Source organism: Chryseobacterium panacisoli (assembly GCF_008274625.1).
GTDB classification, from domain to species: Bacteria; Bacteroidota; Bacteroidia; order Flavobacteriales; family Weeksellaceae; genus Chryseobacterium; species Chryseobacterium panacisoli.
In genome coordinates, this window is sequence record NZ_VTRU01000007.1 from 81,887 (window position 1) to 102,779 (window position 20,893).

A 20,893-nucleotide genomic window follows, 5' to 3' on the forward strand; every position below is an offset into this window, starting at 1 on the left:
TACTTTTAAAGTCTGAAAAATATGACTTCAATGAAACTGAAATACCTTTTACTCACCCTGAGTTCTACCTTATTTTTTGCTCAAAAATCATTTCAGACCCCATTTGAAAAAGGGAGTGGCAATCAGACTGTTACCTATGACGAAATGAATAGCTACTATCAGGATCTGGCTAAAAACTTCAATACCATTCAGTACCTTAAAAAAGGAGAAGACGATAACGGAAAAGCTATTTATGTGGTGGTTTATAATCCTTTTCCTGAAAAAGATCTTGAAAAATTAAGAAAAGATAAAGCCATTCTCTTCGTCAATAACGGAATTCACCCCGGAGAACCGGATGGAATAGATGCAACCATGATGCTGATGAGAGATCTTGCTTCTAAAAAGATCAAAACACCACAGAATTTTATTATCGCTGCTATCTCAGCATATAATGTGAGTGGAATGCTCAACAGAGGATCTTACTCCAGGGCCAATCAGAATGGGCCGGAACAATATGGTTTCAGAGGAAATGCAAGGAATTATGACCTGAACAGAGACTTTATTAAAGCAGATTCCAAAAATGCCAGAAGCTTTCAGGAAATCTACCAATGGTTACAACCAGATGTATTTATAGATAACCATGTAAGCAACGGAGCAGATTATCAATATACATTCACCTATATTTCAACCTTTAAAGAACGCCTTGGAAAAACATTGGGAGCTTATTTTTACAATGATTATCAGGCTAAAAATCTTGAGGATATGAAAAAACTGGGGTATGAAAGTACTCCTTATGTCAATATTCATGGTGATGTTCCTGAAGTAGGATTTGCTTCTTTTGAAGACTCTCCAAGATATTCCACAGGATATACTTCTCTTTTCAACTCCTTAGGGACTGTCCCTGAAACCCATATGTTAAAACCTTATGATAAAAGAGTAGATGCTACTTACAAATATATGTTGGTAAACCTGCAGAATTTAGATAAAGAGTACCACAAAATAAAACAGCTCCGTATTGAAAATTTAAAACAATATCAGGCGGGAAAACAATATGGAATCCGTTGGAAAATAGATTCCACTAAGTTCTCTACCATGGATTTTAAAGGCTATGAAGGAAAATATAAACCCAGCGAAGTTTCCCGGAAACCCAGGCTTTATTATGACAGAAACAAACCTTTTACAAAGAATATAAAACTTTTTACTACTGCAGTTCCAACAGGATATATTACCATTCCTAAATATTATGTGATTCCACAGTCTCAATATCGTGTTATCGAAGAATTTAAAAGAAACAAGATTCAGATGAAGCCGGTTCAGAAAGACAGTACTGTAACGGTGGAGTCCTATACAATCAAAGACTTTAAAACTGTTAAAAACCCTTATGAAGGTCACTATCTGCATTTTGAAACTACCGTAGACACTTCCCGTAAGGATATGACATTTTCTGCTGGGGATTATTTGGTTGCCACCAATCAGCCTGGTGTAAAATATATCATAGAAACCCTTGAGCCTGAGGCGTTAGACTCATTTTTCAACTGGAATTTCTTCGATGGGATTTTAGCTCAGAAAGAATATTATTCTGCCTATATTTTTGAAGATACCGCAGCTGAACTGCTGAAAAAAGATAAAAAAATGAAAGAAGCTTTTGAAAAAGCAAAATTATCCGATAAAAAGCTTTCCGAGGATGGAGAGTCCCAATTGGATTGGGTGTACAGGCATTCCCCTTATTTTGAAGAAAGGACTTTCAGACAATACCCTGTTTATAGGGTGTTGTAGGGGATTTTTATAAAAATTTGGATTATTTTTGTTTTTTATGGCGATTTGTTTATCAATTTGTTTATTTTTTTATTAAATTAGTGTGAAAATAAAACACTATGAAACAAATTTATCAATTCGTAACGCTGCTGTGCTTTGTACCAATAGGTTTGCTGGCACAATATTCTCAAAGTTTTGATTCGGCAACAATGCCTGCCGACTGGACAGTCATTAACGGAGGAGATCCCGGAACCTGGGAAACCTGGGATTCCTATGATTCCTCATTCAATGCTCCGCATTCAGGAACTCATTTTCTGGGATTGGAATATGGCAGCACTGCCCATGATGATTATGTCATTAGTCCTGCTATAGTGGTGACTGCCGGAGTATCAGATAAGCTTACTTTCTGGGCAAGAAACAGAGGAGCCGGGCTTGCAGAGACGGTGGATATAAAAATATCAACAACAACGCCTACCGTCGCAGGGCTTACCAATACACTTGCTGCAGCAGTAAAACCTCCTACTTCATGGAATCAGTATACATATGATCTGACTCCTTATGTAGGGCAAACCATCTATATCGCTTTCTATTCCACAACTGAAGACGTCTGGTTTATCGGGATAGATGATTTCCAGATTTCAGCAAACAATCTATCGGTTTCTGATGTAAAAGCGGATAACAGCCGGGCGTCTATCTATCCAAATCCGGTGAAAGATAACTTATACATCAAAAATAAAACGAAGATCTCCGAAATCAATATCTACGATTTTAATGGAAAGCTGGTGAAAAAAGAAATGATGAACTCAGAAAACGGATCTGTAAATGTAAGTGAATTGGCAGCAGGAAATTATATTGTAAAAGTCAAAGATAAAGAGACCGAGAAAGGCTATAAAATTATTAAGAAATAACAATTTTTATAATAGAATCAAAAAGACGTTTCAATTGAAACGTCTTTTTATTTATCTTGGTAAGCCTCTTTTTAAAGCCATTTCTGCCCTTTTCACGGCCATTTTCTCTTTCCAGTCCATGTAACTCTTTTTGAAATTGGATTTCATGATGTCGTCAAATTTACGCTGTACAGTAAGGTTCCATAAAGAATGTGCTTTTACTGCCCATGATTTGTCCCATGCTCTTAAAGAAATAGAGAAACTTCCATCCAGGTATTTCATCCAGTGCCACCATCCTGTAGGCATGAATAAAGTATCTCCGTGCTCAAGGTAACATTCAATTCCTTCTACACCATCCAATGCAGGAAATTTCGCGAAATCAGGATTTTCTATATCATAATCTTCTAGCGCGTAGGTTGCATATGGTATCTGATAAAGTCTTTCTCTCCACTTATAATCGAAAAGAAGAATATGTTTTCTTCCATTGAAGTGAGTGTGGAAAATATGTGCCATATCAATATCAAAATGAAGGAATGTTTCAGATCCTTTTCCACCGAAGAACATATTCGGATATTTATCCAGGAATCCTCCCATGAGTTCTTTGGGCGAAATATAATCTTTCAAAAGATTTGGTGCAAATTTTATAGGGTCAAAAAGGAATATTCTCAGATCAGTAGGTTCCCGCTGAATGAGATCTATATAATCTCCAAATTTCATTTTTGCGGCAGAAGAATTGATGGGAGCAGAAGGATCTGCTTTTGAGCTGTCATATAAAGGAACCTCTACATCTCCTACTACCTCCTTCATGTATTCCATTGTCCATTTTTGGTAAGCAGGCCACTTTTTTGCCATATTCTTGATGACAACGGGCCTTCTTGGCTTCAGATATTTTTCGTAGAATTCCTCTTTAGAAATGTCATCTACAATATCTATAGGCTTTAAAATAATTCCCATTTTAGTAAATTTATATGACAAAATTATTAAATAAATGTTAACGAACCTCCTCTTTAATTTTTTTTTAATCTATGATTCAAATCAGATTTTGCTATTTGGAATAGTTAAAAATATTATTTTTTTTATTAATTGATCAAAACTCTCTTTTCGTTGTAAAAACAGAATTAAAATGACTTTATACTACATCAATCATCTATAATCAACCCAATATCGGGTGGGGATTTATTATTGATTAATATGAAGTATTTATTGAATGGATTGTTTTTTTTAACAAATCATAAAGTCATGAATTTTAAAACAGATATTGTAAGGTAAATAAAAACAGGGAGTCTGATATATTATATCTATAATGTTTCTGTTAAAACACAAAAAAATCAAAAATTGTTTTGTTAATTATAGTTAATAATTTAAAAGAATTTACAATTAGTTTTTTAAGGCTTGTAAAAAGTTAAATTATAACTATGTTTGTAGTGATAATGGATTTAACTTTTACTTATAAAAGGCATCTTTATAAAAGTGTAACAAAAAACAACAATGATTAACTAATTGAGCAAATAATAGGTATGAAAAAAAATATTTCTTTATTTCTGATGCTTTTCTTTACTGTGATCACTTTTGCACAGAAGACCGTTACAGGAAAGATTACTGATGATGATGGCGTAGCAATACCAAGTGCCAGTGTTACCGTAGAAGAACCAGGTAAAGATGCTATTTTGGCTTACGGAATTACCAATTCTAAAGGAGAATACAAAGTAACTTTCACTTCAGCAGAATCCAATGTAGATCTTAAAGTGAAAGCATTCAATCAGAAACCGCTTACAAAGCAAATCAGTAACAGCGACCAGACTCTGAATTTTAAAATGCAGTCTGAAGCTACAGAAATTAAAGAAGTTCAGCTGAAAACAAAAATGATTACCGCAAGAGGTGATACCATTTCTTATGATCTTAAGGCTTTCAACAGTAAAAATGACAGAACCCTGGCGGATGTAATGAAAAAGATCCCAGGAATTGAAGTCAATAATGACGGAACAATTCTTTATCAGGGAAATGCCATTAATAAATTCTATGTCAACGGGAAAGACCTTATGGAAGGTGGCTATGGTACTATCAACAATTCACTTCCGAAAGATGCCGTACAGAAAGTGGAAGTACTAGAAAACCACCAGCCGGTAAAAATACTTCAGGACAAAGTGCCTTCAGATCAGGCGGCCATCAATATCAAACTGAAAAACTCCGTAACCATGACTGGTAGAGGAGAAGTAGGAACAGGATTCGGAGATCCATGGCTTTGGAATGTAAAACTGACCCCAATGTTCTTTGGACAGAAAAGCCAGTGGGTAGTCAATTATAAAACCAATAATATGGGTGAGCAGGTGGAAAATGAAGGAAATATTCTGGCATTTGGAAGCTCATGGGAAGGAAGAAGAAGTAATATTTCTCAGAATAACTGGTTGAATGTGGAGAATGCGTCGACTCCAAATCTGCCAGTGAAAAGGTATTTGATGAATAATGTTCATTATTTGTCTGCGAATTTCTTAACAAATATTGATAAAAAGAAAGAATGGGAATTAAAGGTTAATGCAAATTATACCAACAATGCAGTGGAAAGGGAAGATTATAATGAAACGACTTATTTCCCAACTAAAGATAGACCACAACAGTCAACGGTAGTAATGAGTACCAGAAATAATTTTTATACGGATAAACTGAAAGGTGAATTGATTTTTACCAAGAACGCTAAGAAAGGGTTCTTTAAAAATACCACAAGTTTCAGCCAGTTCTGGAATGCAGACAGAGCTTTTGCAGACAGAGCTGGAAGATCTGGAAATCAAGCTGTGGAATCTCCTACATCATCTTTTCAAAATTCATTGAGTACTATCATCCCCTGGGGAGAAAAGATGGTGAATTTCAAATCATATATCAATTACCAGGACGATCAACAGACATTGACAGTAGATCCGGCAAGTTATTTACAGTTGCCATATAAACTTCCAAAGGTAAATCCAAATGATCCGAATGAAAAAGATAAATATGGTGTTGTAAATTTTGCACCAGGAACTTTAGCATTACAACAGTTCAGATTAAAAACTTTAGATACTTCACATTCAGCAAATATCAGTTTTTCTACAAAAGGGTGGACATTCACTCCTCAGGTGGGATTTGATTTTTCTACAGATAAGCTAAATACAAACTTTGATGGACAGGCGGTTCCTAATCCTTCTGTTCCAAATGATGTTCCACCAAATTTCAGTGATGGTATTTATGAAAACAACCTGAAATTTACAGAAATTGTTCCTACAGCTTCAGTAGGAGTTAATTATAAATCTGAAGCTTGGAGTATTTTTGCTAATTTCCCAGCAAATTTCAACAACATTAAGGCTGAAGATGACCTAAGAGGGGTGTCAAAATCACTAAATAAGACAACATTCACTCCAAACGCATTTGTTCAGTATTCATTTGCTTCATTTTGGAAAGCAAGCCTGAACGGAAACATCAGCAACAATTTTGGAGATATTCAGACGGCTTATGCGGGATATATGTTATTAAGTCCAAGAGGATTTAATGTGATGGATCCCAATAATCCAATTCCTCAAATAACTTCAAAAAGTGCAGGATCACGGATTGAATACAGAAACCCATTAAACAATCTATTCTTTAATATAAATTATTCATTGAGTGATAGTAAAAGAAACTTACTTTCTTCTCCAATTTTGGATGCAGCAACGGGTTCTACTTTAATAAGATACATTGAAAGAGAGAATCATTCAAAGACCAATAGATTCAATATTGAGGTTGGTAAATATTTTCCAAAATTCAAAACCAATGCTTCTGTGAACTATGGAAATACATTGTCAAAATCTGATGCATTCTTGGATGATACACAATATTTAAGTAAAAACAATACTCAGACTTACGGGCTTAAGTTTAATAATACCTATTTCAGCTGGGCAAGTATAGATTATACCCTTAATTTATCAAGAAACAAACAGGATAATATTGGTTTAAGTACTAATCAAAGCAGACTTGGAGTAAATACAGGGTTTAATCACAATTTGGCAGTTTATTTCTATCCACTAGAAAATCATACGATTGGATTCAATTGGGATCAGGTAAATACAAGTGATGGAATTAATAAATACAAGAATGGATTCTATGATGTTTCATATCAGTTTTCTTGGTCTAAAAAGAAAATTGACTTTGAAATTAAATGGTTAAATATCGCTAACAGAAAATTCTTTGAAACGTATAATATTAATCAAACAACGAACAGCTCTTCTTACACGAAGATCCAACTCCGCCCTAGCCAGGTCATGTTAACGGTAAAATTCAACTTTAAATAAAATAAAAACCAATCCAGCCGGATTGGTTTTTTGTTGAGATATACTGATGTATTAAAATTAAAAGCTTTGCTGGTCTGCTGAAGGCCCATAGCTTCCCGGCAAAGGAATGTTGTTCAGTCTGTAATATACTCCCAGTTGCGCTCTGTGATGCGTAATCTGGTTCAATGCATGGCGGATCGCTCCGTATTTGCTCCAGCTTGCCAGTTCATGACCGTCGTTTTTAATAGTCCAGCTGGGATTCAGGTCTTCTTCTGTGCTGTTTTCTAATGCTGTTTTTGCTGATTGATAATCTTCTTCCAGTTTTTTCTTAAGATCTTCTCTTGTAGAAAGAACGGTAGGTTTGTAGTCTCCTTTTCCAAAATCCAGTTCGGAAGTATTTAAAATTGTGTTTGGCCATTCAAAAACTTCTACAAGGTGGGTGGCAAGAGGCATCATTTTCATGCTTTTTTCATGGGGAGCGAAGTCATTTTTTCCTTCGGGAAACAAATCAATAAACTTTTTTGTGGTTTGATATTCTCCCTCCAGTTCAGATCTTAATTGAGATAACGTGTCCATAATATTTTGTTTTTTAGAAACTTAAAGGTAAGCGTTTTAAAAATGAAACTGTTTTAAGAGAATCATAATTTTTTAGTCACCATGTAATCCGGAGGAGATAAATCTTTTTGCTAAAAAATAAAATTTCAAAAAAACTGTAACAAAAGTAGTCATGTGATAACTAATTATATAAAACTTGTTATAATGAAAAAGTTATTCTCCATATTTCTTATTGCTCTGTTTGCGTTTGCAGGAGCTCAGGAATCAAAGGAAGCTGCAAACCGTTTCTTTTATGAACTGACTTTTAAGCCGAAGAAAGACTCGGCGAAGCTTGAGAAAGTAATTATGGCTCTTGATATAGTTAAAGACAGATCTGTTTATAGAGACTTTACAGCTATTGGACAAGATTCTATTCTGAAAGTTCAGTTTGAAGCAATGCAAAAGGCAGGAGTTTATAAAGATCTATCTAAATCTTTCAAAATGCCAAAGTTTTCTGCAAAAATAGTGAAGACTTATCCGGATATGAAAATCCAATATGTTGAGAGAATAGCAAGCGGATTTTCTCCTATGAGTATCGGATATAATGAAACTTTAAAATTAGACTGGAAAATTTCTAACGAAAAAGCTAAAATTGGATCCTACAATGCTCAGAAAGCAACAACGGAATTTGCAGGAAAGAAATGGACAGCCTGGTTCAGCTCAGAGCTTCCTTTTCAGGATGGACCGTATAAATTTTCAGGACTTCCGGGCTTGATCGTAAAGATTGAGGACGAAGGCAAAAATTATTCTTGGGTTCTTCAGGGAAATAAAAAAGTTCCAGATTGGGAAGAATTGACATACATGGAAAAGCTCTCCAACCTTGGTTTAAAAGTGACTGAAATGCCGAGAGAAAAGTTTGAAAAAACATTCAATGATTTCAAAAAAGATCCATTTTCTTCTGTAAGACCTATGATGACACAGGAAATGATGTCTAAATCAATTCCTGGAATGGATGGAACAATCGGAGACATGATGAAGAAGCAAGAAAAGATGTATAAAGATTTCTTCAATGCCAATGACAATCCAATAGAAAAAGAACAAGCTTCAGACGTGAAGAAAAAATAAGCATTCATATCAACTAAATTATATTTTGAATCACCCCAGATACAGCAATGTGTTTGGGGTGATTTCTTTTATCTCAAAACGTTATTTAGATTAAATTTAAATAACGTATATTTGCAGGACTAAAAATTAGGCTTTGAAAGAGAAAGGATTACATAAATTAAGTGGATTCCCTAAAAACAAAATGGGGAAGATATTGGGGTATGATAATGACCATCTGAAAATGCCCAATAAAATCATTGAAATGGGGCTTCTTCCGGAAACCACTTTCAGAATTTTGTATCAGGCTCCGTTCAATGGGCCAATGTATGTGGAGTTTGGAGCAGAAAAAAGCCGGATTGCTCTTCGTGAGGAAGAAGGAGATTACATCATTGTTGAAGAATTGAATTAATGCAGGAAAACAAGAAAAAAAAGATACTTTTAGTCGGAAATCCTAATGTAGGAAAGTCAACGGTTTTCAATACGCTTTGCAACAAAAAGCAGAAGACCGGGAACTATGCCGGCGTTACCGTTGCAAGCCATTCGGGAAGCTATACTTATAAAAACGAAGAGGTGGAAGTAATAGATCTTCCCGGTTCATACAGCGTTTACCCGAGTTCAGAAGATGAAGCTATTTTTTCCAAATATCTTATTGATGAGCAGAAAAATTATGAAGGAGTTGTTTATATTCTTGAAGCACTGAGTTTGAAAAGAGGGCTGCTTCTGTTTCAGCAGATTCAGGATCTTGGGATTCCCATGGTTCTGATTGTCAATCAGATTGATCAGGCAGAAAGAAGAGGAATTACTATTGATATTCAAAAATTTTCCGACGCACTAGGCATTAAAATTATCCAGACTAACGCCAAGGAGCAGATCGGGATTGATACGGTAAGAGAAGCGATTTACAACAATGAATTTGTAAAAACAAATACCGCTTCTTTTGAAACACCAAACGAACATAGAGATTTTATTCAGAAACTGGCCGCACATAAAGGTTTCGATAATGAATACAAAGCCTGGATGAGCCTTTCACTGGGAACAGATCTTGGCAGAATAAACTCAGTAATGGAACAATTGAATGAGGCGGATTCTAAAAGCTTGGTTCCAAAAAGATTACAGGTTCAGGAAACTGTTAGAAGATATCAGAACGTAGACAAGATACTGGCTGATGTAATTTCTAAAAAAGCCCAGTTCAAAGAATTATTGACTGAAAAACTGGATAAAGTTTTAGTTCATAAATTCTGGGGGTATGTTGTTTTCTTACTGATCCTGCTTGTTATTTTTCAAAGTGTTTTCTTCCTTGCGGAATATCCAATGAACTGGATCGAAGAAACTTTCTCATGGCTGGCAGCATTTACAAGTGAACATCTTCCTGAAGGACCAATTAATTCACTGATTTCAAACGGAATCGTTCCGGGAATCGGAGGAATTGTGGTTTTTGCACCACAGATCGGAATCCTGTTGTATTTCCTTTATCTGCTGGAAGACTCAGGATATATGGCAAGAGTTGTATTCCTGATGGACAGGTTGCTTCGTCCTTTCGGACTTAACGGAAAAAGTATTGTTCCCCTGGTATCGGGAACGGCCTGTGCTATTCCTGCGGTAATTTCTACCAGAAACATTGAAAATGTAAAAGAAAGATTGCTGACCATATTGGTAACACCATTTATGACGTGTTCTGCGAGACTTCCGGTGTATAGTATTATTATCGGACTGATTATCTCAGAAGGGACATTTTTAGGAATAAAATATAAAGCGCTGGTTTTGATGGGAATGTATCTCCTGGGTTTCTTAGTCGCGTTATTCTCAGCAGCAATCCTGAAAAGATTTATTAAAAGCAAAGGAAAAACATACCTGGTAATGGACCTTCCGGCCTATAAAAAACCACTTTTTGGCTACGATCTTAAAATGGTTTTGGGGAAAGTATGGGACTTCATTACCGGAGCCGGAAAAATAATTTTCATTGTAAGCGTTATTATCTGGTTCCTGAGCTATTTCGGACCAAGTCAGAAAACAAACGAATTGGTAGCTACAGACGTTCATCTTGACCACTCTTACCTTGCCAAAATGGGTAAAGGAATAGAGCCTGTAATTGCTCCTCTGGGCTACGACTGGAAAATGGGTGTAGGAATTCTTACCAGCTTCGTGGCAAGAGAAGTGTTCGTAGGAACTATGTCTACACTTTACAGTTTGGAGGATGATGCTCCGGAAGTAAAAGTAATTGATAAAATGAGAAGAGATGTAAAACCAAACGGAGAAAAAGTCTTCAGCTTTGCAACCGGAATATCGGTTCTTCTTTTCTATGCGTTTGCAATGCAGTGTGTTTCTACACTTGCAGTAGTCTACAGAGAAACCAAAAGCTGGAAATGGACTGGCTTTCAGGTGGTCATGATGACAGGTTTGGCATATTTTGTGTCGATGATAGTATATCAGATTTTAAAGTAATGGACTCATCATTAATCTTTCAGTACGTACTTATCTTATTAATTGTAGCATTTGCCTGCTACTCTTTATTTAAAGTACTTAAAAAGAATTTTGCACCTAAGAAATTCAGCTCCAAAAGAACCAACTGCGATAAAGATTGTGGCTGTTCTTAATACTGGGTTCATCGGATAATTGAAAAAAATGTAGTAATTTCATTTTTCTAATGTAAATTATTCGGTTTGAATTTTTTAAAAGCAGGATCACTAGTATTATTTTCTTTATTTACCTTTCTGGTAAAGGCACAGTCAGATACAGTTAATACCAAATCTTATGCGGATCAGGTAATGATTCGTGTGAATCTTGATACCAATATCGAGAACTATGTCTTTTCATCAGGAGAAGGTAAGGATGCGTTCGAGATGGACCTGTCAATCAACAATAAAACCAAAACTTCCTTTTCAGTCGATTATAGAATTATAAGTGCGACAGTATCATTTTCACCCAGGTTTTTACAGGGAAACAATGAGGATGCAATGAAAGGAAAAAGCTCTTATACCGATTTGAGCTTCAGATTCTTTCCCGGAAGATTGATCCAGAATGTTTATTATAAAAATGTAAACGGCTTTTACGTTGAAAATATGGAAGACCTTTCTCCCGGATGGCAGGAAGGAAGAGATCCATATATTCAGTTTCCGGATTTAAGGGTTCAAACTTTTGGTGGCTCCACCTCCTATATTCTCAATAAAAATTTTTCAGCAAGAAGTATCTATACACAAGGAGAATGGCAGTATAAAAGTAGCGGAAGCTGGGTTCCTTTTGTAGATTATGACCTTACTATTTTCAGAAATAAAATTGATGGTATAAAAAGCAAAGAGACTCAATATAATATCGGAGGAAATATAGGATATTTCTATAATTGGGTCATTGGCAAGAATGTGAATATCTCACCTTATCTGGCTGTTGGAATCGGAGGAAAATTCTCCAGTTACCGCGATGTTCAGAATTCAGGAACCAAAGAAAATGCACAGTATGCTACCATAAGAATGCAGGGCGGCCTTCACATCGGGTATAATACAGACCGGTTCTTATTCGGTGGTAAAATGAATTTCAAGTCCTATGCCTATGATCAGAAAAACAACCAGACCGTAGAAAATAATAACCTTTATGGACTGTTATATATAGGGTATCGTTTTGCACCACCGAAAGTTGTAAAAAATACCTATGATAAAATCCAAAAAAAGATTCCGGTCTTATAAGTTGAAGGGTCTTTTAAGTATCTTTGCGTTGGAAAATTTAGAAAGAACAAAATAAAAGTAAAAACATCATGTCATTAATAAAATCTATTTCCGGAATTCGCGGAACCATTGGTGGAAGGGTAAATGATAACTTAACACCGCTGGATGTAGTAAAATTCGCATCCGCATTCGGAACCTGGCTTCAGAATAATAAAAACAAAAAAGATCTTACCCTTATCATCGGAAGAGATGCCAGAATTTCTGGTCAGATGGTTTCTTCTTTGGTAACGGCTACGTTGCAGGGATTGGGAATTAATGTGATAGACCTTGGCCTTTCTACAACGCCAACAGTTGAAATAATGGTTCCAGAGCTTAAGGCAGACGGAGGAATTATCCTTACCGCTTCCCACAACCCAAAACAGTGGAATGCCCTTAAATTATTGAACGAAAAAGGAGAATTCATCACCGGAGAAAACGGGGCTGAAGTACTTGCTTTAGCAGAGAGTGAAGATTTCAATTATGCAGAAGTAGACGATCTTGGAAAATATGAAACAAGAGATGATGCTTTTGATATCCATATTCAGCAGATCCTTGATTTACCAATGGTAGATGTAGAAGCGATCAAAGCTAAAAACTTTAAAGTGGCCCTGGATGCCGTAAACTCTACAGGAGGTATTGCCATTCCTATGCTTTTGGATAAATTAGGTTGTGAAACCATCAAATTATACTGTGAGCCTACAGGGCATTTCCCACACAATCCTGAACCTTTGAAAGAACATTTGGGAGACATCTGCGAATTGATGAAAAAAGAAAATGCAGACGTAGGAGTTGTAGTAGATCCGGATGTAGACAGATTAGCTCTGATTGATGAAAAAGGTGAAATGTTTGGTGAAGAATATACATTGGTTGCTGTTGCAGATTATCTGTTGAAACACAAAAAAGGAGCCGCTATTTCCAATCTTTCTTCCAGCCGCGCTTTAAGAGATGTGGCACGTTCCCATGATTCAGAATATTTTGCCAGTGCCGTGGGAGAAGTAAACGTTGTTACTTTGATGAAGGAGAAAAATGCTGTCATCGGAGGAGAAGGAAACGGAGGAATTATCTATCCTGATTTACATTACGGAAGAGACTCTTTGGTAGGAGTAGCTTTGTTCTTAACTCATTTGGCTAAAGAAAACAAAACCGTTTCTGAGCTAAGAGCAGGATATCCAAGCTATTTCATGGGTAAAAAGAAAATAGAACTGACTCCGGAGATTGATGTAGATGCTATCTTAAGCAAAATGGAACAGGAGTATCAGAATGAAGACGTTTCTACAGTAGACGGTGTTAAAATAGACTTTGAAAACAACTGGGTTCACCTTAGAAAATCAAATACAGAGCCGATTATCAGAATTTACACGGAAGCTCATTCTCAGGAAGAAGCTGATCAGTTAGGTGATGATATCATAGCTAAAATTAAAAGTTTAATCTAAAAAAATACAGGAAGAACGGACGAATTGTCCGTTCTTTTTTCTATCAGGCATGTTTGAGCATATCAAAAACAAATTTCCCTTTCCTAAAGAAAAATGGAGAAAATTTCTGGGCAGCTTTGAACGGATGGAAGTTCCTGCCAAAACCTTACTTTTAAAAGAAGATGAGGTTTCCTATAATGCCTATTATATTGAAAAAGGAATGGTGAGAGCCTGGTATAATAATGACGGCAAAGACGTAACATTCCAGTTTTTTCTTGAAAATACAATGTTTTCTTCCCTTGAAAGCTTTAAAAAAGGCTTGCCAAGCATGGTGTCATTTGAGACCATAGAGCCGTGTATTTTATACAGGATCAGCAAACCTGATGTGGAAGCTTTCCTGGAAGAAGTCTATCAAAATCCAGAGCTCAGAAACCTGTTTATGGATGCTCTTTTTGAAAGAGTATTCGATTATATGAAACATTTCTTTTCCTTCATTAAAGATACACCTATGCAGCGGTATATCAATCTGACCAAAACCAAGCCGGAGATTGTTAAAAGAGTTCCCCAACATTATATTGCTTCCTATCTGGGTATTACAACGGTACATCTCAGCAGGATCAAAAGCAAAATCCTGAAAGAGAGATTGGGATAGGGCGGAAGATGGAAGAAAACACATATACTTGTTAAACGAAGTTCCATTGTGAACGAATAATACTCAATATTATATCACTGAGTGTCCTCCGTGTTCCAATTCTATTTCCATCTTTATAAACTTCCAGCCTCCCTTCCTCCAGCTTCCTTTCCCAATTGATAACAAATGTTATCGCTTCCCAGCATTCATCATCAATAATTTTGTTAAAAATTAAAAGAATGAAAGCAGCAGTAGTATTTGAAAAAGGAAGTATCCCTCAATATGCAGATTTTCCGGAGCCTGAAGTACAGGAAAATGAAATTTTGGTTTCAGTAAAAGCAGCCTCTATTAAAAATCTTGATAGAGCAAGAGCTGGAGGAAATCATTATTCTACAGAACATCAGGAGCATCAGCCAACGGTTATTGGAACAGATGGAGCAGGATATCTTGAAAACGGAAATAAAGTCTATTTTTTCAGCAAAAAAGGAACGGTGGCTGAAAAAGCCGCAGCAGACAGAAAAATGATCATTCCCATTCCTGAAGAACTGGATTTTTCTTTAGCTGCGGCATTACCCAATGCGGTCATGGGATCAGCGATGGCTTTAAAATTCAAGGCAGGATTGCAGCCCGGAAATACGATACTTATCAATGGAGCGACAGGAATTACGGGAAGAATAGCCGTTCAGATTGCCAGATTATATGGCGCCCGAAAGATCATCGTTATCGGAAGAAATGAAGAATCCTTACAATCTTTGCGTGAACTCGGAGCTGATGAGGTAATTTCTCTTCAATCCACAGATCATGATTTTAAACAAAAAATAAAAGAAGTTCATCAGCAGACGCCTATAGATATTATTTTGGATTATATCTGGGGCCATTCTGTAGAAATGATATTGACTGCCCTTAAAGGTGACGGAACTTTTTCCCATAAAACAAAACTGGTAACCATAGGAGGAATGAGCGGAGACACCATTCAACTGTCTTCACAGATTCTCAGAGGAACTGATATTCAGATTTCAGGATCAGGACTGGGAAGCTGGACGAAAGAAGAATCTGCACTTCTGTTTTCAGAAATTATTCCGGAAATGTATCGGGCAGCCGTAGAAGGAAAAATTAAGATGGAAACAGAGGAGGCTGATATTAAAAATATCAAAACCGTATGGAATGCTGATATACAAAGCGGAAAACGTCTGGTCATAAGAATTTAACCCCAATTTCCATTTTTTTATCCACAATCCTTTTATTGGTTTTCTTTTTTTACTATTTTTATAATAGAAATTTATGAAATGGAAAATTCAAAAAAAAGTTGCAACTTTGCATAAATATTTGAATATCAGTTTCAGATGTATTATTAACTAACCGTTTGCCGAGGTTTGTAAGCAAATTCAGACATCAGGCCGACAAAGAGGACACTATTGGAAGAGTATTTTGGAAATGAACTTGTAAAAAAGTTCGAGGAAATGATGGAAAACAATGACGAATTCTACTTTGATACAGAAGAGTTGGAAGACATTATTGTTTATTATTTGGAGCTTGGTGATTTTAATTACGCTGATATGGCGGTTAATTATGGTCTAAAGCTTCATCCCAATTCATTGGATATCAAGATCAAAAGACTTGAAATCCTTCTGGAATGGGAAGAGTATAATATGGCGAAAGAACTTATCAACGAGCTGAAAGGTGCTTCTATGGAGAACACAGACTTTTTGGTTTGTTACGCCAAATATTATTCGAGCTTAGGAAATCCCAGAAAATCCATTGAAATTTGTAAAAAAGCTTTGACATTAGAGGAAGAAGAAAACTTTCTCCACAACTTTATTGCGGATGAATATGTGAATCTTGGAGACCCTTTTAACGCGCTTAAACATTACAGAAAAGCACTGAAAGAAGATCCAACGGATGAATATTCGCTGGAAAACTGTATGGTGTGTTTCAGTGACCTGAATAAGAGCGAGGAGGCTATAGCCTTTCTTAATGAATATTTAGATGAATTCCCTTATTCTGAAACTGCCTGGTTTGAATACGGACAATTCTATTTCAACAGAAAAAATTATGATGAAGCTATAAGAGGCTACGATTATTTGTTGGCAATCAACTCAAACTCTGTAGGAGTATATGCTAACAAATCAGCTTGTTATGAAGCTATGGGACAATACCAGAAAGCCATCGATACTTATGAAGAAATGCTGGAGCTGGAATACACAAAAGCATTTACTTTTTATAAGATCGGATTGTGCAACAAGGCATTAAAACAACCTATTTTAGCTTTAAATGCATTCCAGAAATCATTGAGAGAAGATCCTCAGTTTTATCTTGCCATGATGGAACAGTCCTATCTTTACGAAGAAATGGGCGGAATGTCTGAAGCATTGCATTATGCGAAAGAAGCTACCCAGCTGAATGAAAACAATCTTGAGTATCAAAAAAGATTAGCGTTTCTTTTCATCGATTCAGGGAAGTTTGAAGAAAGCCTTTCCTGTCTTAAAAAGCTGGTGGATGCTGAGCCTACAAGGTTCTACAACTGGTATGCCTACTCAGAAGTTTTAATGTTGGTAGGAGAGTACGAAGATGCGGTAACTGTGTTGAATAGTGCCTTAAAAAAACATCACAGAGCTGAACTGTTTTATCAGTTGAGCAATTGTTTTTTCAATCTGAAAGATCAGGATAAAGGAACAGAATCACTTCAGAAAGCATTAGACCTTGATCCGTCTTTAGTTAAGGATATGCAGAAAAAATATCCTTTCATTAAAGATGAAGTGAAAAAGGTAAAAGCGACTAAAGTGAGGAAAAAGAACTAGATTAATCTAAAAAATAATAGAAAAACCTGCATTTCTGCAGGTTTTTTTTATTGATAGTTGTATTCGTAGATGAATTTATCAGGAGCGCTTGTAAGAGGATTTCCATTTATATCAAGAGATTGTCTGTCCTCTACAGACGGGTAACCTGCGGTATTGAATGTAGTGGTATATTTATGAGAAGTTGTTCCGGTTCCGGTTCCTCCGCCAGCCGTGGTATTGGTAAACTGTCCCTTATAGGAGCTTAAGCTATTCTTTATATTTGAAAACAACATGCTTACCCCATCGCTGCTTTCGTTTCCGTTGAATATGATTTTATCAAAGCCCTTTACATTTTTAAAAGGATAGTTTTTATCCGTGTAAGTGTAGGTCTCTGTTTCTGTGTAATTAACGGTGTTCCCATTTACGGTTCCTGTGCCTGAACCTACATTGCTTATCATATTTCCATTGTTGTAGGTAAATACACTGTTGATTGTAGAAGACCCTGCAGCCCCAGAATTTGTTTGTCTTTTTACATTGATTTCTGTATTGCTTGTGTAAACATAAGTAAATGTAACGGTGTTCTGTACTGTACCTGCAGTAGAATATTCTTTTGTAACTGCTGAAGCCATACGGCCGTTATTATATCCATATTCAACGGTGCTTTCAAGAATATTGTTTTCGTAATTTTTGATTCCAGTAACATATTCGTCGGTATAGCTGAATTCAATTCTTTGCCCATGATTAATATTGTTAATCATGCTGATGATTTTGGTTCCGTTGTAATTGATTTTCATTACAATACCATCCTTGATCATTTTTGTAGGAAGAATTACACTTTGATTGGAAGGATCGCCGTTGTCAAAAGGATCGTTATCGTCAGAAGAATAACATGAAAGTGTTAATAAGGCAATTGAGCCACAAAGTAGAATTTTTTTCATAGTTATAAGTTAAATCAGTCAAATATAATTTAATTTATAATATGATTTTATTTTTTTGGATTTGCTCTTAAAAATATAAGTCCTCCAATGATGATTCCTGCCCCTATAAATTGTAAATAAGTCAGTTTTTCACCATCTATAATACCCCAGATAATAGCAACAATTGGCATTACTAAAGTAACCGTGGAAGCAAAAAGGGGAGACGAAACTTTCAGTAAACGATAATTCATTGTCATCGCCAGACCCGTTCCGAAGATAGATAAGAGACTCACAAACATAAGGCCCAGCAAATTATCCTTTGAAAAGCTGAACTCCGAAAAGAATCCGGTGCACGTAAGTGCTATAATAGAGGGAAATAGTAAGACAAATGAGAATACAAAAGCTGATAAAACAGTGGAAGAAACTTCCATAAGCTTTGATTTGACCGTTGTTGTACTCATGGCATAGCATAAAGTGGCCAATAATAACAACAGGATTGGAATCATTTTCAATTCACCGCTGTCACCTCCACCGAATGCAAGGATACATACCCCGGTGAAACTTATTAAAGTTCCTATAATCTGCTTTTTTGTCGTTTCAAATTTCCAGACCAAAGCCCCTACAATAATCACGAAAATAGGCATCATAGAGTTGATGATTCCTGCAATACTGCTGCTGACTTCAGTTTCTGCGATTGGAAAAAGGTACATAGGAATGAAATTCCCTGTAAAAGCAGCCAGAATTAACCATTTTAAATGTTTTTTCGGGAAGAGTTTGTAATTTGAAATAGCAACCGGAAGTAAAATAATCCCTGCAATAAGAACCCTTAAAGATCCTACCTGATAAGGATTAAAATGCTCAAGCGATTTTTTGATTAAAATAAAGGATGATCCCCAGATAATACTCAGGATAATCAGAAGAACCCATTTTTCTTTATCCGCGTTCATTATTTTCGTGTAAAATTTTTAGAAACTCTTTTTTAGGAATCATTTTAGCACCAAGACTTTCAAGATGCTCTGTATGGGACTGGCAATCAATTAATTCAATCTTGTTTCTGTTGCTCTCTACAAAATGAATGAATCCTGCTTTGGAAGCATTGCTCACTGTAGCAAACATGCTTTCTCCACAAAAGACACTGCCAATTTGCAGTCCGTAAAAACCACCTACAAGCTCTTTATCCTGCCACACTTCAATACTTTTGGCAAGGCCATAGTCATGAAGCTGGATAAAAGAATGCATCAATTCATCAGAAAGCCATGTCCCGGACTGTCCTTTTCGGGTTGCCTTTTGACAATTCCTGATTACTTCCCTGAAATTTTTATTCTCTGAAAAAGTGAAAACGTTTCTGTTTAATATCTTTCTCATTGATTTTGAAACTTTTAATTCTGCCGGGTCAAGAACAAACCTTGGGTCCGGACACCACCAAAGAATTTCTTCTCCGGGATTGTACCAGGGGAAAATACCCAGCTGATAAGCAAACCAGATACGCTCTACAGACAAGTCGCCTCCAAAAGCAACCACTCCTTCATGACCGCCATACAGCTCAGGGTCAGGAAATGAAATCTCGTTTTCGTCTAATCGAACCATGCTTAGAAAAAAAATCCCACTTCAAAAAGCAGGATTTATATTTGATCTTATATTCTTTAATTAAAAAGGTAAATCATCATCATCGTCTCCCGCGAACGGATTTTCGTTTGAAACTGGAGTTGCAGATTGCTGAGACATTGCCTGAGTAGGTTCTGAAGCATTTTCAGAAACTTTCTCTACTCTCCACCCTGTAATAGAGTTGAAGTATTTAGTTTCACCTTGAGGAGAAACCCATTCTCTACCTCTGATGTTGATTCCCACCTTTACGTTCTCTCCTTCTTTAAGGTTATCTAATAAACTGATTTTATCAGATAAAAATTCTATGTTTATCGGCTGTGGATACTGTTCTTGAGTTAAAATAACCATTTCTCTTTTTTGAAACCCGCTCGCAAATGTTTGAGCATCAAAAAGTTTCTTTACCGTTCCTTGTAATTCCATATCGTAAATATTAACGATGTAAAAGTAAGAAAATGAAATGTAATAAAAGGTGCCGCGAAAAAAAAATGTAGAAAATTTAATTTTTTTCTTTGAAAAGTTTGGTAGTAAAGGAAATTGCCTTATATTTGCACTCACAAAAACGAAGCAAGCTCTTTAAAACTTACAATATAAAAAACCAGCGGATGTGGTGTAATTGGTAGCCACGCCAGACTTAGGATCTGGTGCCGTGAGGCGTGGGGGTTCGAGTCCCTTCATCCGCACTATGCGAAAATAGCTCAGCTGGTAGAGCACAACCTTGCCAAGGTTGGGGTCGCGGGTTCGAATCCCGTTTTTCGCTCCACACCATGCCCTGGTGGTGGAACTGGTAGACACGCAGGACTTAAAATCCTGTGTCCGCAAGGACGTACGGGTTCAAGTCCCGTCTGGGGTACAAGACCCTCTGTAATATCTTACGGAGGGTTTTTTGTTTTAATAGAGAGTGTTCTTTAAATAAAATTTTTATATTTGTAAGAAATATAGCCTGAATCTGTAAATTCAGATCAGCAAACCAGCGGATGTGGTGTAATTGGTAGCCACGCCAGACTTAGGATCTGGTGCCGTGAGGCGTGGGGGTTCGAGTCCCTTCATCCGCACTATTCTAAAATAGTTCAGCTGGTAGAGCACAACCTTGCCAAGGTTGGGGTCGCGGGTTCGAATCCCGTTTTTCGCTCCACACCATGCCCTGGTGGTGGAACTGGTAGACACGCAGGACTTAAAATCCTGTGTCCGCAAGGACGTACGGGTTCAAGTCCCGTCTGGGGTACAAGTCCCTCTGTAATCTGATTATGGAGGGATTTTTTATGTCTGATAATCACTCATTGTCATATTTTGTATATTATAAGATGTCTTTAACGGTTGTTTTCA

17 protein-coding genes and 5 tRNA genes are annotated in these 20,893 nt (G+C 36.4%); 16 read left to right on the top strand and 6 right to left on the bottom strand.

What is annotated here, in order from left to right; all coding sequences use genetic code 11:
* Window positions 1-30 precede the first annotated feature (30 nt).
* Together FW781_RS20465 and FW781_RS20470 are read left to right on the top strand one after the other, a co-directional pair.
* Window positions 31-1,755 (top strand): M14 family metallopeptidase, encoded by a 1,725-nt coding sequence (locus FW781_RS20465; RefSeq protein WP_149389125.1) that lies wholly within the window; start codon window positions 31-33, stop codon window positions 1,753-1,755.
* A gap of 98 nt (window positions 1,756-1,853) precedes the next feature.
* Window positions 1,854-2,642, top strand: coding sequence for a T9SS-dependent choice-of-anchor J family protein (locus FW781_RS20470; protein WP_149389126.1), 789 nt, complete (start codon window positions 1,854-1,856; stop codon window positions 2,640-2,642).
* Window positions 2,643-2,693: 51 nt separating this feature from the next.
* Here the strand turns inward: FW781_RS20470 and FW781_RS20475 are convergent, their stop codons facing one another.
* Window positions 2,694-3,575 (bottom strand): cupin-like domain-containing protein, encoded by an 882-nt coding sequence (locus tag FW781_RS20475; protein WP_149389127.1) that lies wholly within the window; start codon window positions 3,573-3,575, stop codon window positions 2,694-2,696.
* 563 nt (window positions 3,576-4,138) lie between these two features.
* On the opposite strand from FW781_RS20475, the gene FW781_RS20480 reads away from it, so the two are divergent.
* Window positions 4,139-6,916, top strand: a complete 2,778-nt coding sequence (locus FW781_RS20480; RefSeq protein ID WP_149389128.1) for a Plug and carboxypeptidase regulatory-like domain-containing protein — start codon at window positions 4,139-4,141, stop codon at window positions 6,914-6,916.
* A gap of 57 nt (window positions 6,917-6,973) precedes the next feature.
* Here FW781_RS20480 and FW781_RS20485 read toward each other — a convergent pair whose 3' ends face one another.
* On the bottom strand, window positions 6,974-7,471 hold the full coding sequence (locus FW781_RS20485) for a DinB family protein (protein WP_149389129.1): 498 nt from the start codon (window positions 7,469-7,471) through the stop codon (window positions 6,974-6,976).
* Between the two features lie 183 nt (window positions 7,472-7,654).
* Here FW781_RS20485 and FW781_RS20490 point away from each other — a divergent pair, with 183 nt between their 5' ends.
* The 8 genes from FW781_RS20490 (at window position 7,655) to FW781_RS20525 (ending at window position 17,069) form a co-directional block, all read left to right on the top strand.
* Window positions 7,655-8,554 carry a GLPGLI family protein gene (locus FW781_RS20490; RefSeq protein ID WP_149389130.1) on the top strand — a complete coding sequence of 300 codons (900 nt, stop codon included), beginning with the start codon at window positions 7,655-7,657 and terminating at the stop codon, window positions 8,552-8,554.
* Window positions 8,555-8,687: 133 nt separating this feature from the next.
* The gene (locus FW781_RS20495; RefSeq protein WP_034693968.1) at window positions 8,688-8,942 is read left to right on the top strand and encodes a FeoA family protein; all 255 of its coding nucleotides are present in this window, start codon (window positions 8,688-8,690) and stop codon (window positions 8,940-8,942) included.
* Window positions 8,942-10,975: a ferrous iron transport protein B gene (gene feoB / locus FW781_RS20500; protein ID WP_149389131.1), complete on the top strand. Its 2,034-nt coding sequence runs from the start codon at window positions 8,942-8,944 to the stop codon at window positions 10,973-10,975. Before FW781_RS20495 ends, feoB begins: the two co-directional genes overlap by 1 nt.
* A gap of 218 nt (window positions 10,976-11,193) precedes the next feature.
* Window positions 11,194-12,210 carry a DUF4421 family protein gene (locus tag FW781_RS20505; RefSeq protein WP_149389132.1) on the top strand — a complete coding sequence of 339 codons (1,017 nt, stop codon included), beginning with the start codon at window positions 11,194-11,196 and terminating at the stop codon, window positions 12,208-12,210.
* Window positions 12,211-12,278: 68 nt separating this feature from the next.
* Window positions 12,279-13,661 carry a phosphoglucosamine mutase gene (glmM, locus tag FW781_RS20510; RefSeq protein WP_149389133.1) on the top strand — a complete coding sequence of 461 codons (1,383 nt, stop codon included), beginning with the start codon at window positions 12,279-12,281 and terminating at the stop codon, window positions 13,659-13,661.
* Window positions 13,662-13,710: 49 nt separating this feature from the next.
* A complete protein-coding gene (locus FW781_RS20515) occupies window positions 13,711-14,292 on the top strand; it encodes a Crp/Fnr family transcriptional regulator (RefSeq protein ID WP_149389134.1) in 582 nt (193 codons plus the stop codon).
* A gap of 218 nt (window positions 14,293-14,510) precedes the next feature.
* Window positions 14,511-15,479 carry a quinone oxidoreductase family protein gene (locus tag FW781_RS20520; protein WP_149389135.1) on the top strand — a complete coding sequence of 323 codons (969 nt, stop codon included), beginning with the start codon at window positions 14,511-14,513 and terminating at the stop codon, window positions 15,477-15,479.
* Between the two features lie 207 nt (window positions 15,480-15,686).
* A complete protein-coding gene (locus tag FW781_RS20525) occupies window positions 15,687-17,069 on the top strand; it encodes a tetratricopeptide repeat protein (RefSeq protein ID WP_149389136.1) in 1,383 nt (460 codons plus the stop codon).
* Between the two features lie 47 nt (window positions 17,070-17,116).
* On the opposite strand, the gene FW781_RS20530 is transcribed toward FW781_RS20525, so the two are convergent.
* The 4 genes from FW781_RS20530 to FW781_RS20545 are packed head-to-tail and all read right to left on the bottom strand — an operon-like array spanning window position 17,117 to window position 19,990.
* Entirely contained in the window at window positions 17,117-17,986 is an 870-nt protein-coding gene (locus tag FW781_RS20530) for a hypothetical protein (RefSeq protein ID WP_149389137.1), read from the bottom strand.
* Window positions 17,987-18,033: 47 nt separating this feature from the next.
* Entirely contained in the window at window positions 18,034-18,912 is an 879-nt protein-coding gene (locus FW781_RS20535) for a DMT family transporter (protein WP_149389138.1), read from the bottom strand.
* Window positions 18,899-19,552 (bottom strand): leucyl/phenylalanyl-tRNA--protein transferase, encoded by a 654-nt coding sequence (gene aat / locus FW781_RS20540; RefSeq protein ID WP_149389139.1) that lies wholly within the window; start codon window positions 19,550-19,552, stop codon window positions 18,899-18,901. Before aat ends, FW781_RS20535 begins: the two co-directional genes overlap by 14 nt.
* Before the next feature lie 60 nt (window positions 19,553-19,612).
* Window positions 19,613-19,990, bottom strand: a complete 378-nt coding sequence (locus FW781_RS20545) for a DUF3127 domain-containing protein (RefSeq protein ID WP_047380715.1) — start codon at window positions 19,988-19,990, stop codon at window positions 19,613-19,615.
* Window positions 19,991-20,168: 178 nt separating this feature from the next.
* On the opposite strand from FW781_RS20545, the gene FW781_RS20550 reads away from it, so the two are divergent.
* The 5 genes from FW781_RS20550 (at window position 20,169) to FW781_RS20570 (ending at window position 20,792) form a co-directional block, all read left to right on the top strand.
* Window positions 20,169-20,250 (top strand) — tRNA-Leu (locus FW781_RS20550).
* Between the two features lie 4 nt (window positions 20,251-20,254).
* A tRNA-Gly gene (locus FW781_RS20555) sits at window positions 20,255-20,330 on the top strand.
* A 6-nt stretch (window positions 20,331-20,336) separates the two neighbouring features.
* Window positions 20,337-20,420: transfer RNA gene (locus FW781_RS20560), tRNA-Leu, on the top strand.
* A 120-nt stretch (window positions 20,421-20,540) separates the two neighbouring features.
* Window positions 20,541-20,622, top strand: a tRNA-Leu gene (locus tag FW781_RS20565).
* Between the two features lie 86 nt (window positions 20,623-20,708).
* Window positions 20,709-20,792: transfer RNA gene (locus tag FW781_RS20570), tRNA-Leu, on the top strand.
* Window positions 20,793-20,893: the final 101 nt, after the last annotated feature.